Origin of the sequence: uncultured Marinobacter sp., assembly GCF_947488835.1 — a bacterium.
GTDB lineage: Bacteria > Pseudomonadota > Gammaproteobacteria > Pseudomonadales > Oleiphilaceae > Marinobacter.
Map to the genome: position 1 here is coordinate 106,615 of NZ_CANLBK010000003.1, position 13,952 is coordinate 120,566.

10 protein-coding genes are annotated in these 13,952 nt (G+C 54.0%); 5 read left to right on the forward strand and 5 right to left on the reverse strand.

Going from position 1 to position 13,952, the window contains the following annotated elements; translation table 11 throughout:
• The first annotated feature begins 30 nt into the window (after positions 1-30).
• Positions 31-660, forward strand: coding sequence for an HPP family protein (locus tag Q0824_RS12015; RefSeq protein WP_298450761.1), 630 nt, complete (start codon positions 31-33; stop codon positions 658-660).
• Between the two features lie 196 nt (positions 661-856).
• Positions 857-2,317 carry a fibronectin type III domain-containing protein gene (locus Q0824_RS12020; RefSeq protein WP_298450763.1) on the forward strand — a complete coding sequence of 487 codons (1,461 nt, stop codon included), beginning with the start codon at positions 857-859 and terminating at the stop codon, positions 2,315-2,317.
• Positions 2,318-2,339: 22 nt separating this feature from the next.
• Here Q0824_RS12020 and Q0824_RS12025 read toward each other — a convergent pair whose 3' ends face one another.
• Both Q0824_RS12025 and Q0824_RS12030 read right to left on the reverse strand, forming a co-directional pair.
• Positions 2,340-3,419 carry a helix-turn-helix domain-containing protein gene (locus tag Q0824_RS12025; RefSeq protein ID WP_298450770.1) on the reverse strand — a complete coding sequence of 360 codons (1,080 nt, stop codon included), beginning with the start codon at positions 3,417-3,419 and terminating at the stop codon, positions 2,340-2,342.
• A gap of 152 nt (positions 3,420-3,571) precedes the next feature.
• Complete coding sequence (locus tag Q0824_RS12030) at positions 3,572-6,469, reverse strand: ricin-type beta-trefoil lectin domain protein (RefSeq protein WP_298450772.1); 2,898 nt, start codon at positions 6,467-6,469, stop codon at positions 3,572-3,574.
• A gap of 297 nt (positions 6,470-6,766) precedes the next feature.
• Here Q0824_RS12030 and Q0824_RS12035 point away from each other — a divergent pair, with 297 nt between their 5' ends.
• The 3 genes from Q0824_RS12035 to Q0824_RS12045 all read left to right on the forward strand — a co-directional run bounded on the left by Q0824_RS12035 (position 6,767) and on the right by Q0824_RS12045 (position 10,887).
• On the forward strand, positions 6,767-7,897 hold the full coding sequence (locus tag Q0824_RS12035; protein WP_298450775.1) for a DcaP family trimeric outer membrane transporter: 1,131 nt from the start codon (positions 6,767-6,769) through the stop codon (positions 7,895-7,897).
• 136 nt (positions 7,898-8,033) lie between these two features.
• Entirely contained in the window at positions 8,034-9,203 is a 1,170-nt protein-coding gene (locus Q0824_RS12040) for an acyl-CoA dehydrogenase (RefSeq protein ID WP_298450778.1), read from the forward strand.
• 94 nt (positions 9,204-9,297) lie between these two features.
• Positions 9,298-10,887, forward strand: a complete 1,590-nt coding sequence (locus tag Q0824_RS12045) for an AMP-binding protein (protein WP_298450781.1) — start codon at positions 9,298-9,300, stop codon at positions 10,885-10,887.
• 15 nt (positions 10,888-10,902) lie between these two features.
• On the opposite strand, the gene Q0824_RS12050 is transcribed toward Q0824_RS12045, so the two are convergent.
• From Q0824_RS12050 to Q0824_RS12060, 3 genes are read right to left on the reverse strand one after another with little or no spacing between them, the layout of a single operon-like run.
• Positions 10,903-12,177, reverse strand: a complete 1,275-nt coding sequence (locus Q0824_RS12050; protein ID WP_298450784.1) for an FAD/NAD(P)-binding oxidoreductase — start codon at positions 12,175-12,177, stop codon at positions 10,903-10,905.
• Between the two features lie 4 nt (positions 12,178-12,181).
• Positions 12,182-13,573, reverse strand: a complete 1,392-nt coding sequence (locus Q0824_RS12055; protein WP_298450786.1) for a cytochrome P450 — start codon at positions 13,571-13,573, stop codon at positions 12,182-12,184.
• A gap of 58 nt (positions 13,574-13,631) precedes the next feature.
• The gene (locus Q0824_RS12060; RefSeq protein WP_298450789.1) at positions 13,632-13,952 is read right to left on the reverse strand and encodes a 2Fe-2S iron-sulfur cluster-binding protein; all 321 of its coding nucleotides are present in this window, start codon (positions 13,950-13,952) and stop codon (positions 13,632-13,634) included.

The following is a 13,952-nucleotide window of genomic DNA, read 5'->3' on the forward strand; positions in this document are numbered from 1 at the left end:
CTAGCCCACTTTTTTGTGTACGGACGCACCATGGGTATCAAGAACGAACGATTACGCTGGCAACTGGCTTCCGGCGTTTTACGAGCCTTCCACCTGGAACGCTTGGCAAGCAGATATAGCCGCAGAACCGTGATGGCTGGCTTCAACCTCGTGAATGGTGGCGTAAGCATCGCTCTGGTGTCTTTTATCGCGCTGATCACTCAGGAAGCCTTTATTTTCCCGTCTTTGGGCGCGACTGCTTTTATTCTTTTCTATGTACCCATGGCTCAACCAGCCTCACCAAGAAACACTCTGTGCGGACATTTAATTGGCGCTTTGATGGGGCTGTTAGCGCTGTATCTGTTTGGCTTACAGGATGCGCCCTCAGCATTTGTCAGCTCTGTGGATTTACCGCGCGTGGGTGCCGCCGCCGTGTCTTTGGGCTTGACCAGCTGTTTGATGGTTTTACTGAAAGTTGCCCATCCACCCGCAGGCGCCACTGCGCTGATCGTATCTTTGGGGCTTATGCCCAACCCTTCCCAATTACCTATTTTGATGGCAGGTGTACTTGTGTTACTGGTGCATGCGTTCTTGATGAACCGCCTGTCGGGCATTCCCTACCCGTTGTGGTCATCTGATGCGGCTGGGCCAGCACTGTCCCTAAGCCCCGAAAGGCCGTAATAGAGCTATAGCACGGGCATAGTAAGGGCACAGCACGGCCACCGCGCACCACTCTTAACGCGTCCACATCCCCGCTTATCGAACTCGGCGGCGACGGTTTTTTGGCTCAAAAAGTAACCAAATAGCGCCATATTTTACACCATTTAACACGCTTGCCCGATAGGATTGCATCATCCAAATACCCCGGAGATGCACAATGTCCTTCCATACAAGCTCACGCTCAAGCCTCTTTATCATCGCGCTGAGCTCACTCCTTACCGCCTGTGGTGGTGGCGATTCTTCAGCCCCATCACCTCAAACACCCAACTCATCGGTGACCACGCCCGGCGACAACAACACCCCGGAAGAAACCCCGGAGCAGAAGTTTTGGGTGGAAGGTTATGCCGTTAAGGGAGCTGTGGACGGTGGGCTTATCTCGATCTGGCATCACGAAACCGACGCTATGGCCAGCACTATGGATAGCAACTGGGTAAAAATCGGTGACACCGTCAGAACCAACGAAAACGGTGGATTCCGGATCTCAGTACCTGAGGCCTATTCAGCTGAGCCGCTAAAGGTGATTCTGCAGTCAGATACTCAAACCCTCATGCGCTGCGATGCCCAACCTTCGTGTAAAACACCTTCCGGAGTCAGCATCAGCTTTGGCGAATGGTTCTGGCCGGGTAACAACCTGGAGCTGAAATCCCTTGTGGTGCCGTCCAATGCCAACGAAGGTGTTGTTTTAACACCACTGGTAACTCTGGCATTTGAAAAGTTTCTCAAGTCATCGGATCACAGCGTTTCCCGGTTCACGGAATTGCTTCGCAATCAGGAAGAACGCTTTGGCCTTGGTGCGGGCGCCTTGCTGGAGAAGCCAATGGACCTTGCAGCCGCAGATTTGAGCAGCATTCAAGCCCGGGACCTGAAAACCGCCTTGTTGAATATTGCCTTTCTTAGCCTGGTAGACGGGCAACAATGGAAGACACTGGGCGATGTTCTCGGTGCTGCCAAAGAGGTTTCAGAGCCCAATGGTGACCTGCCGCTAAGCGCCGGAGAGAATCTGGACCTGAGCGTTGAGCTGCTAACTGTCGCAGCCATTGTGCAGGCGGACCTACTATGGGACGTGCTGAAAGGAGCCGGCGTTAAAGATGCGGTTATGGACAACACCCTTGCAAGCCTCGAACAAACCCTGGGCTCCACAATGCCGACAGTTCCGCCAGCGCCGGAACCCGTTCCTGACCCGACACCTGAGCCAACGCCAGAGCCTGCCCCCGAGCCGGAGCCAACGCCAGAACCCGAACCGGCGCCTGAACCAGCCCCAGAGCCCGAGCCCGAGCCAACACCTGAGCCTGAGCCAGCTCCGACTCCTGAGCCACAGCCAGAGCCAACTCCGGAGCCAATAACGGGTAACGCAACAATGAACTGGAATGCGCCTGCGACCCGCGTAAACGGAGAAGCACTGGCGATGGGTGAAATTGACAAGTACATCGTTAAATATGGCACAGAAGAACGTGTTGATGACAGAACGAATGAAATCACTGTAGAAGACGGTCAAGCAATGGAATACCAAGTCGCCGGCCTTACCGAGGGTACCTGGTATTTTGCAATGAAAACCGTAGATACCAACGGCCTTGAAAGCGACTGGTCCGTTTCTGTAAGCAAAACGATTTCCCGGTAACTCCGGGAAATCAACCTTAGCCTCAGCTGGAGAGCCGGTCTTTTACACCTGGATCCTCTCCGGCCTGAAGCTGCTCAAGGCTTCTCTCATGCCGAAAAGCCGTTGGTGTAGTGTTCATGATTTCCCGAAAGGCACGATTGAAGGAGCTGAGGGTTCGGTACCCCACATCCAGAGATATGTTGAGCACAGGCTCTTCTGGCGTATCGATCAGGCGGTTCGAAGCCTCCGCGATCCGAAGGTGGTTGATGTAATCACTGAAGTTACGATACCCGAGCTTTTGATTAATCAAACGGCGTACTCGGTACTCCGGAATACCCAGAGCATCAGCCAACTGTTTTAACGCCAGTTTTTCCCTCTTGTAGAACCCGCCGTTCATAAGCTCTTCCAGTTTTAACCCATCATCACTATCAACTTGCCGTGGCGCATCAACCAGGGCGCAAGCTTCCGGTTCCGGCTGTTGTTCACATTCAACCGACTGCTCGCCTGGCGTCAGTTCCAGCAATACATCACGGGACGAAATAATACAGAACAGAATCGCCAAGGATGCCAAACCCACAATCATGCCTCTGGTCGCCTCAGGGTAGATACCAAAATTCAGACTGATGGTTGCAGTACCCACTGCACTGCCCAAAATCAGCAACAGCGCCAAGCGAAGTTTTCTGCGCGCTTCAACCAGATCGTTACGCCAATGGCGAACCACATAGATTACGCCATGCAGCACAACCACATACTCAAACCACTGCCCCAATTTCAGCCCCAAAAACGCACCCACATCAGACCAGTGCCCAGCCTCTATGAAAGGAGTGGATAACGCGGGGGCAGCAAAGCTGTATAGCGCCATTGCGCCCCATACGCTGATTAACCGTGGGCGCGACGCAAAGACAAGCTGGCAAAGCACCCAGAACAAAGCGGGCAGCGCGGTTTGAAGATCAGAGGTTAGCCAACGCCAGTGAGCCGGAGCGAGCGGGTCCATAAGGTATGCAACTGATGCGAGGATGATCAGAAGAAAGACTTTTCCCACCCGCAGGTGCCGGAAGTCTCGCCAGGAAATCAGGAACAGAGCAGCCAGAGAACCCAAACCGAACCCAGTGAGCGCGAGCAAAGCGAACCCCTCGATTGTTGATGTTATTATTTTTTATCAAGTATAGGAGGAATTCAGAGGATTGTGCGTCGACTGGTTTGCACCCTTGAAAGCGGCGACAGCAAATGGAATAGTCGCCCGCCCGTCACTGGTGACGAACGGGCGACTATCAACTATTGAGGCTGTGTCGCAACCCACTGCTGATTGCTACCACCATGGTGCTGCCACATCACCAAAGCCTGGCCTGCTGCATCCATAGCGTAATTGCCATTTTGCTTAAGCCGGAAGGACTTATCGGCATGCTGCTCGAACTGCTGCGCATCACCGGTGCTGCAAGCAGCGAGCACCAGCGGTGTGCCGTTGGCGGCCTGAGCCGAACTGGAAACACACAGGTTAGGGTCAAGCCCGGAGCGCAACACGCCCGGCGTGGGCTGCCATTGCCACAGTTGCGCGTCGGCGCCCGAGCAATCTGCAAGGTTCAATGACGAGCCGACACCGTTCGCAGTCAGGCACAAGCCAGATCTGGCGCTTCGGTATTCCGCCAGGCGACCGCTCGCGGAATCCATGCGCAACTCCCACTGCTGATTCGCGTTACCGTGGGACTGCCAGAACCCTACCCAGCCGCTGTCATAGGCATCCAGCGAGTGGCTATTGCTGCCCGCACTGGTTATGCGTTGGCCGGAGTACTGCCAATTTTGCTGAGTGCTGCCGTTACACGCCTGCAGGTTGGGGTAGCCGTTATTCCAGGGCGTGCCGTTGTTATCCAGGCAGTATGCATCATCGCCTTCCTGGTTAGAGATGGTTCCCTGTACGGGGTCGAACAACCACCGCTGATCCCGCGCCAGGGGCTGGCACGCGTAATGATCTACCCAGGCACCACTGCTTACGCCATCGTCGTTTCCGGGAACATCAAGGCAGGTGTTCTTTCCACGGTTGAAAATCGTAACGTAGTTCGGCAACGGATTCACAAACTCGCGGTTTGGGTTGCTGCTGGCACGCTCCCACATCTGAAGATAGGCTTCTGCCGAGTTCATAACAGACTCATATACGCGATTAGGCGCGCGTTCACGGAGATCCTGAATATGATCAGCAATCAGGCCGTAATGTGCCATGCCATCGGCGTTCAGATCGAAACTGCGGTTGCCGGTGATCTGCTTGTTCACCGTGAGCCCAAACTCCGTAGTGAACGGATACTCAAGTGGCGATACCGCAGCACTCGCGCGAGGGCCCGGCTGGTTGCCGATCCCGCTCATATCGGTAGAGAAGGTCACACCCGGCAGGTAATCCGTCGCCTCGACCTTATCCAGAAATCCGGAAATCGCACCACCAATGTGGTCAGCATCGCTGTTATAAGGCGCTAAAATTCCGCCAAGCTCAGCAATACGAACCGCGTTCGGGTGCACGGTTCCGTTCGTGCCTGCGTGCATGTGGCTGTGGCCGGAAATCAGCCCGGAGTACTGACGCGCTTCGGCAATATCCAACACGGCTTCGTGGCTATGTTGAGACATATGATCCACCTCGATAACCATGCCCTTATCCATCAGCCGGTTCACCAGATAGATACCTAGATCCGTCAGCCCACGATTGTTGCACTGCCCCGTGGTTTCATCGTAATTGGTAGAGCCAGTCACCCCCAACAACGCCTCAAGCCCAAACAGCCCCAGGTCGTTGATCATCATCTGGCCTACAGTTTCATCAGCACAGGTACTGGTGGAGAAGTACCGGCCCGTTGACAGGTTATTACCCACATTGATCAGACCGCCTTCAATTCTGGCGCCACCAAACTGGTTATCAAACCGATGAATGGGGTAGATCACACGAACACCCAGGTCGTGGTACTTTTCCAGCTGGGCATCTACATAAGCTTGGGAGCAGGTTTGATCTTTCAGGCCACAGTTAAAGAGCTCGGAAGCCTCGATGCCCAAAACAATCGCCATTTTGCCATCGGCAATCACCTGCCTGGCTTCTTCGGGACTGCTCACTATCCGGAAGAATCCCTTGCCCGGGCCGCCAGCTTGCGCATCCACATAGGTCTGCATTTCATGCAAACGGAGAATCTGGAGATCAATACTCTCCATGGTATTGCAGCTGTTAGTACCACCCCAGCTTTGCGGCAACAGGGTGGATTGAATGTTACACAGAACTTCGTTTTCCACGAGATGGGTCACCATCATGCGCTGCCCGCCCAGGAAGGCCCGCTCAATCCAGCGATAGTAGTACCCGGTGTGAGACAAACTCTGGTGGTTGGGCCAGAAAGGAAAGTCCGGCCAACCGGCGGTGTTGTAACGGAAGTTGATGTCGTTGAAACCCATCAGGTTGCCAATCACATCCAGCGAGCCATTGGGGCCATGCACATCGGAACTGTCGGCAAGCGCTTTGGTTACACCAAAGGGATGAAACGGCGCGCCGCCCATCATGGTTCCACCCATGAATTCGTATGAGGTGATGTGCGTGTGCGCATCAATCGAGCCGCGAACCGGGGCATTCGGGTCGCCTTTGAGCTGCTCGCGGTCGCCCGCAACATTCAGCTCGGCCTCAGGGAAATCTGCACAATTTTCAGCAGGCACAAACCTGAACCAGTTTTCGCTATTCCTGTTCCAGGGGTTCAGCAAATCAATAAAATAAATACCCCGGCTGTTCCAGTTATGCCTGAGTGAGCGGTTCAGATACAAACTGGTTAACTTGAATTGGTGCTCTCCGCCCTCGACACGCTGATCGATACGCCAGTTTGCATGCTGAGCAGGATCGGTGCCCGCCGTAATTTCAGCCGGAAGCCGTGTATCGAGAAAGCGTCCAGCCTGGTCGCGCATCAAGAAGGTACCAAACCCGCTGGGTTTGAAGTAAAAACTTGCCGCGTGCCCGGCATTCTCTGCCCTGAAGTCAAAACTCCAGCCATTATTAATGGTGCCGCTGGTCTTATAGCGGCGCATAAACCGATCGTTGTGCAATGACTGAACTGCATAACAACCCTGTGCAAGCCCAAACACTGCGTCTGAACTTTCGTCAGATGCATGGGCTGTTGAACCAAGTAAGGTGGCGGCTCCGAAGAGCGCCAAGAGGAATCGAGCCATGATCCTGTCCTTTTATTGTGAGTTATATCGGATTGACTGGGTGGATCCGTCACAAACAATAGGAGCAGGACTTGGCTCATGCCACAGCAAGAGGTTTGCATAACCTGAAAGAGCTGTGCAGTTTCTTGAATGCGTGTCAGGACGGGCCAGACAAGCACCCTGCCAACTGCATCGAAAAGAAAATCACAGACACTCGTCGAACAAATACAAAAATTTATTTGAGTTGTCATGGGATGGCAACTATCTTTCCTGCGGGGTCTTACAAAAATAATTACCTAATGTTTGGAGTTAACAATAATGCAAAGCAACAAATTAGGAATGGCCCTTCGTGCGGCTGCCGCTATGACTGTAGCCGGTATGGCAAGTCAGGCAGGTGCAGTAAACTTTGACGCTAATGGTTGGGACAGCAGTATTTACGGGTATGCGAGCTTGAAAGCAAGCTACGACATTGATGAGAACGCTGCATCGTCCACCCGGTCGTTCAACTACGAAGCAATTAACGTGGGTGCCGCTGAAAACAACGAGGCAACAGGTTATTTCGGCGCAGATGCGTTCCAAAGTCGCATTGGTGTTAAAACAACCAGCCCTGAAGGCGTCACTTTTAACATTGAAGGGGATTTCCGTGGCGGCGGTGGTGGGACTTTGCGCTTGCGCCATGCTTACGGTTCATACAATGGCGTTTTGGCCGGCCAAACCTGGTCCAACTTCACCAGTTTCGTGGGTAACACATCAACGCTGGACTTCGACTCCCTGCCAGGTTTAGCTGGGTATCAGGCCCGCACCCCGCAGCTGCGCTACACGACCGGAGCTTTATCTGTTTCTGCAGAACAACCAATGAACTCGGTTGAAGGTGCTGGCGCTGCGGCCAAAGATGGCATGCCTGCCCTGACAGCTCGCTTTGAAGACAGCTCTGGCGGGCTGTCCTACTCTGCCGCGGTTCTGGCGCAGCAACTCGGCTATGACACAGGCACAACGGATGACAGCGCCTTTGGCTTTGCAACCTTCGTGGCTGGCAAAATCGCGCTTTCAGATATGATTACAATTCAGGGAACCCTGAGCTTCACGGATGGCGCAAGCAATTACCTGTACCGTTCCGGTGTAGCTAGCGCATATGTTGCCCCCAATGGCGACGTAGAAACCATCTCTGGATACGGCGGCAGCCTTGGCGCTGGCTTCAATCTGGGCAATGGCCGGAGTATCAACATCGGCTACGGCATGACAGAGGTCGATCTGGATGATGGTGTTGCTGACGGGGTGATTGCCGCTACCACATCGGAGACAATCTCTGCTGTGATGGCAAACTATCAGTGGACTCCGGTCAAGAACGTAATGATGGGCGTTGAATACCAGTATGGTATGCGCGAAGTGCAGAATGGCGACGACGGCGATGCGAGCCGGCTTTTGTTTGCAGCTCAGTACAACTTCTAGAAAAAACTGCTGTTAAGTAAGTAAACATACACCCCGGACTCTTCCGGGGTGTATGTTTTTGGCTTATCCGTCCCCTCAAAGTCCATCACACCCTGTGAAGATGGTATACCTGCCAACATTTTTTTGAGGAAAAAAAATGGCTTCAGCACCTTGGAACGACCTGCTGCAACTCGATAAACAACTGGATGAAACCGAGCGTCAGGTGCGGGACAGCATTCGCAGTTTTTGCGACCAACGCCTTATGACAGGCATTCTTGAAGCAAACCGTCATGAAAAATTCGACCGCAATATTTTCAATCAAATGGGCGAACTCGGCATGCTTGGCGCCACCTTGCCTGAGGAATACGGCGGCCCTGGCCTGAACCACGTTAGCTACGGCCTGATCGCTCGCGAGGTTGAACGAGTTGATTCTGCCTATCGCTCTGCACTGAGCGTTCAATCCTCATTGGTCATTCACCCAATTCATGCTTTCGGCCAAGAAGCTCTAAGAAAGCGCATTCTGCCAAAGCTGGCCTCGGGCGAACTGGTTGGCTGCTTCGGCCTGACCGAACCCAACCACGGCTCTGACCCGGGCAGCATGGAAGCTCGCGCCAAAAAGGCAGACGGCGGCTACCTGCTAAGCGGCTCCAAAACCTGGATCACCAATTCTCCTATCGCCGATATTTTCGTAGTCTGGGCCAAACTGGACGGCAGGGTGACCGGCTTTGTGATCGAGCGAGAGGGTGCCAATGGGCTCGACACCCCGAAAATTGAAGGAAAGTTCTCACTCCGTGCATCCGATACTGGCTCTATCTTTATGAACGAGGTGTTTGTACCAGAGGAAAACAAGCTGGACGTAGAAGGCTTGAAGGGGCCTTTCAGCTGCCTGAACAAAGCCCGCTTTGGCATTAGCTGGGGTTCCTTGGGCGCTGCCGAGTTCTGCTGGCACGCCGCTCGCAGTTACACCCTTGAGCGTACACAGTTCGGCCGACCCCTGGCAGCCAACCAACTGATTCAAAAGAAGCTGGTGGACATGCAGACCGAAATCACTCTGGGCCTGCAAGCCGCACTGCAACTGGGGCGCATGATGGATGCCGGTGATGCCACACCCGATGCGATTTCGCTGCTGAAACGCAACAACTGCGGCAAGGCCTTGGACATCGCACGGGTTGCCCGCGACATGCATGGCGGAAACGGTATATCAGACGAATACCACGTGATCCGACACGTTATGAATCTGGAAGCGGTGAACACCTATGAAGGCACCCACGATGTTCACGCCTTGATTTTAGGCCGTGGCCAGACAGGCATTGCGGCGTTTAGCTGATACCTGAGCCCGAACAACCAAGCAAGCGCTTGCTTCAAGTCACCGTGTGCATTAGATTCAACTCACGATAAGTACAACAAGTCGGAGTTTTTCTATGTCCCTATGCAGTGAAATTTCCCTGAACATGATCGACCGGGTATCCGTTGGTGACATCCTGAGCCGCACCAGCGACATATTCCCGGATAACATTGCCCTGGTAGATGGCGACCGTACCCTCACGTACCGTGCCTTTGAAAACCAGGCTAACCAGACTGCCAATGCCCTGCTGGGTTTGGGGCTGAATCCGGGTGATACGGTGGGATTGCTGGCTCGCAACTGCCTGGAGCTGATGATCACTTACATGGCCTGCGCCAAGGCCAACCTTGTGTGCGCCCCGGTTAACCTGGGTTTAAAGCCCCATGAAATAGCCTACTGCCTGAATGACTGCGGCGCCCGTGTTTTGATTGTTGAAGAGGCACTGGCCGGAGCAGGCAAAGATCTGCCCGCACACCTTCCGGCGCTTGAGCATGTTTACTGGACAGGCAGCACCGCCACTGAAGGCGGCGGTAAATCCTGGCAGCCTTTTGAAAGCCTGGTGCAAAGTGGCCGTACAGATCCGGTAGAAGTACTGACCGGCGATCGCGATCCCGTGCAATTGCTTTATACCAGTGGAACCACGGCAAACCCGAAGGGCGTGATCACCAGTCACCTGGCCGTCACCATGACAGCCATGAGCAACACGATCGCGAACCAGACGCCTCCAGAGGCAAGCGTTCTTTGTACACTGCCGATGTTCCATTGCACTGCGATCAACGCATTGGCAATCCCCTCCATTCTGACCGGCGGTAAACTGGTCATGACAAAAGGGTTCGATGCCAAAGAAAGTGCACGGCTGATTGAAGAGCACAGTGTTTACATGTTCGTGTTCCTGCCCATGATGTACCAGGCGATTCTGGCAGACCCGGAAGCCCGCAGCCGGGACTTCTCATCGGTACGCCGCGCTTTCTACGCCATGGCCCCCATGTCAGAGCCCATGCTCAAGAAGGTTGACGATCTATTCCCCAGCGCCGACATTGTCCTTGGGTCAGGCCAGACTGAATTCCTCCCGATGACCTGTTTGATCCGGACGGAACACCAGTGGAGCAAAGCGGGCTCGTGGGGTTCGGCGACACCTTTAACCCGAGTGGCGATCATGGATGATGAGGGCAACCTGTTGCCCCGAGGGCAGTCTGGCGAGATTGTTTATCGAGGTCCACAAGCTATGATCCGCTATCTCAATATGCCCGAGGCAACCACCGAAGCGTTCAAACACGGCTGGTTCCACAGCGGTGATATTGCATCCATCGACGAAGACGGTGTCATCTGGTTTACCGATCGCAAAAAAGACGTCATCAAAACTGGCGGCGAGAACGTCGCGTCTCTGGAAGTAGAACGCTGCCTGTTGGGCCACCCCGCCGTTTCGGAAGCTGCGGTTATCGGTTTGCCCCATGACCGCTGGGGTGAGGCGATTACCGCAAACGTCATTCTGATGCCCGACGCACAGGCAACAGAAGCCGAACTGATCGACTTCTGCAAGAGTAATATTGCCGGTTTTAAAGTGCCCAAAGCTATCGTGATTGTGGATGAATTCCCCCGCACAGGAACCGGGAAAATTCAGAAGCACATGATTCGTAAGAGCCTTGAAGGTCATTACTCAGACAATTAATCCATAAATCTGTGCTCAACCCCCGGCACTGGCCAGTGCCGGGCTATCCGCCAGCAGCAATTCTTTAACCGGTACAGACTCATCCGCAAACCGATCCGGCTGAACAGCCAGGTTTTGCGCGATGATTCGCTTGCTCAAAACAAACTCTTGCGGGCGGTTTACACAGTCCGCCGCAATGAGCCTCCCTTCTCTAAAGTAGAACGCAGCAAAGCTTCGGCCGGTGAGCCTGTCGCCTCGAATTACCAGCTGGTCATAACCCCGGCTCAGGCCGGCGATCTGCAATTTTAAATCGTACTGATCTGACCAGAACCAGGGCAGAAACTCTGAGGTTCTGCTTTCGCCACAAATCGAGGCAGCAGCAACCCTGGCTTGTTCGGTGGCATTGGGGACAGACTCCAGGCGAACGCGGCAACCGTAAACTCGGTTAAACTGATTGGCGCAATCCCCCGCTGCAACTACATTCTGATCGCTGGTGCGGCAATGTTCATCCACCACGATGCCGTTGTCCACGTTAAGACCAGCTACCTCTGCCAGCTCCGTGTTCGGCAACACCCCTACGCCAACCACAACCAGGTCGGCAGGGAACTCGGCGCCATCGGCACAAATAACTTTCTGCACACGACCATTACCGGAGAATCCTGAAACAGCGATATTGGTATGGATGCGCACACCACTTTCCGTGTGTACCCGGTGGTAAAATTCGGATACCTCGGGTGCGGTTACCCGCCCCAGTAATCTGGGGCCTCGCTCTAAAAGAGTTACATGCATCCCCAGTTCCCTTAGCGACGCCGCTGCTTCGAGGCCAATATAACCGCCACCAACAATTACGGAATGCCTGCCTTCCACAACGCTCGCTTTAATGGATTCAGCGTCGGCCATATTGCGCAAATAATGAATCCCGTCCAGATCACTACCGGGCAGCTCCACCTTCCGGACTCGCGCGCCGGTGCAGAGCGCCAGCTTGTCATAGCTCAGCTGTTCGCTCTTTCCATCTTTCTCTCCATCACCCCCAACCAACGTCAGCGTCTGCTGATCCCGGTTGATGGCAGTAACCCGCCCTTGGCGAAACTGTATATCGTTCTTTTGATAAAACGCTGCCGGGCGAATCGGTAAGCTCTCAGCCGCTTTCTCACCCGACAAAAAAGCCTTGGACAGCGGCGGCCGTTGATAGGGCATGTGGGGCTCATCGCCGATCACCAGAATGTCACCCTCCCAGCCTTCCTGGCGAAGGCTGGTGGTCAGTTGTGCCGCCGCATGGCTGGCACCGACTATGAGGCAAGTCCGGGTCATAAGCTCATGCCTCCGAGGGTTTGGCAGACAACTGAACCATCATCTTCGAATAGCCGCGCACGAAGTTGGATTGCACATACTCCGGCTCGCCAATCACCTCAATTTTGTCGAAACGTGCCAACAACTCTTCCCACAGGATACGCAACTGCAACTCGGCCAAACGATTGCCCATGCAACGGTGAACGCCAAAGCCGAAAGACAGGTGGTTGCGGGCATTTTTGCGATCGATAATGAACTGTTCCGGCTGGTCGATAGCACGCTCGTCGCGGTTACCGGAGGCGTACCACATGACTACCTTGTCGCCTTTCTTGATGGTTTGGCCGTTCAGCTCCACATCCTGTGTTGCAACACGCCGCATGTGAGCCAGGGGCGTTTGCCAGCGGATAATTTCGGACACCATATTGGTAATCAGACTAGGGTCGCTCTTCAGTTTGGTGAACTCGTCCGGGAATCGATTCAGCGCAAACACGCCACCCGTCATTGAGTTTCGGGTAGTGTCATTGCCACCCACAATCAGTAGCGCCAGGTTTCCCAAAAACTCCAACGGCCTGTTAATCAAGTCCCTGGTGTCGTCATTGCTTTGCAGCAGGGTAATCAAATCAAAGCCAGGCTCTTCTCCTGCCGCTGCTCTCGCTTTTTTCTCATGCCACAGGCGAGAAAAATGCCGGGACATATCCACCATGCCCCGGAATAGCTCATCTGAGTCGTTCAAGCCGCCAGTGGATTCGGCGCCGCCACCGGCCAGGTCAGACCAATAAACAAGTTTACGACGATTCTCATATGGGAAATCGAGCAGTGTTGCCAGCATTCTTGAGGTCAGTTCAATGGAGACATCTTCCACCCAATTGAACGGTGCATCCAAAGGAAGTTTGTCCAGGACATCCCGGGTGCGTTCGCGAATCAACCCCTCCATCTCTTTCAGGTTTTTCGGCGCTACAACACCCTGAACCGCTCTGCGCTGAACATCGTGTTTGGGTGGGTCCATGGCGATGAACATTTCCACCGCCAGCTCATCCGGCGCCTTACCAATAACGATAAAGGGCTCTGAGGAAAACAACTTGTGGTTTTTGTCCACGAACAGGATGTCCTCATAGCGTGTAACAGACCAGAAGGGACCGAATGCGCTGTTCTTCTGGTAATGCACCGGACATTCATCCCGCAAACGCTTGAAGTAAGACTCCCAACGATTTTGCCGGTACAAAAAAGGATTGCTGACATCTATATCCTCTATCGCCAGCGTTGATACGTCGGGGATGGGCGCTTCTACGAATTCAGGAAATTCTGTGTATATCCCCAGCTTCGTTTTTGCCTTGTAAAGCAAATGAGCAGCCTTGATTTGTGTGGGCATCGGGACAAGTGCAGCGCCCTTCTCGGCAACCAGATTAACGATATTCATAATGCGTCCATCCTTGCGGTTATTGTCTTTTTTGTGGGTGAGGAGTGGCCAGCGCCTGTTACATCTGAAACTCGGGCAAATGCGCAACCAGACCGTCCATCGCATCCGTTGCGATGATCTGACAGGCCAACCGGGAGGTCGGCGCTCGATCCGGTGTCATATCCAACATCTGCAATTCCTCATCGCCGGCCTTGCCTGTGGCTGAAATCCAGTTGCCATCTACGATCACGTGGCAGGTGCCACAGGCCGCTTCACCGCCGCAGTCTGCATCGATGCCAGGCACTCCGTTATCCATGGCAATCTGCATCAGGGATTTACCCGTTTCTATTTCAACAGCGTGTTCTGCACCGTGGTGTTCGATGAATGTAATACTGCCCAT

Excerpts from the sequence above, each read along its gene's own strand:
- Q0824_RS12045 (WP_298450781.1), top strand. The coding sequence starts at position 9,298 with ATGTCCCTATGCAGTGAAATTTCCCTGAACATGATCGACCGGGTATCC.
- Q0824_RS12020 (WP_298450763.1), top strand. The coding sequence starts at position 857 with ATGTCCTTCCATACAAGCTCACGCTCAAGCCTCTTTATCATCGCGCTG.
- Q0824_RS12035 (WP_298450775.1), top strand. The coding sequence starts at position 6,767 with ATGCAAAGCAACAAATTAGGAATGGCCCTTCGTGCGGCTGCCGCTATG.
- Q0824_RS12050 (WP_298450784.1), bottom strand. The coding sequence starts at position 12,177 with ATGACCCGGACTTGCCTCATAGTCGGTGCCAGCCATGCGGCGGCACAA.
- Q0824_RS12015 (WP_298450761.1), top strand. The coding sequence starts at position 31 with ATGGGTATCAAGAACGAACGATTACGCTGGCAACTGGCTTCCGGCGTT.
- Q0824_RS12060 (WP_298450789.1), bottom strand. The coding sequence starts at position 13,952 with ATGGGCAGTATTACATTCATCGAACACCACGGTGCAGAACACGCTGTT.
- Q0824_RS12040 (WP_298450778.1), top strand. The coding sequence starts at position 8,034 with ATGGCTTCAGCACCTTGGAACGACCTGCTGCAACTCGATAAACAACTG.
- Q0824_RS12055 (WP_298450786.1), bottom strand. The coding sequence starts at position 13,573 with ATGAATATCGTTAATCTGGTTGCCGAGAAGGGCGCTGCACTTGTCCCG.
- Q0824_RS12030 (WP_298450772.1), bottom strand. The coding sequence starts at position 6,469 with ATGGCTCGATTCCTCTTGGCGCTCTTCGGAGCCGCCACCTTACTTGGT.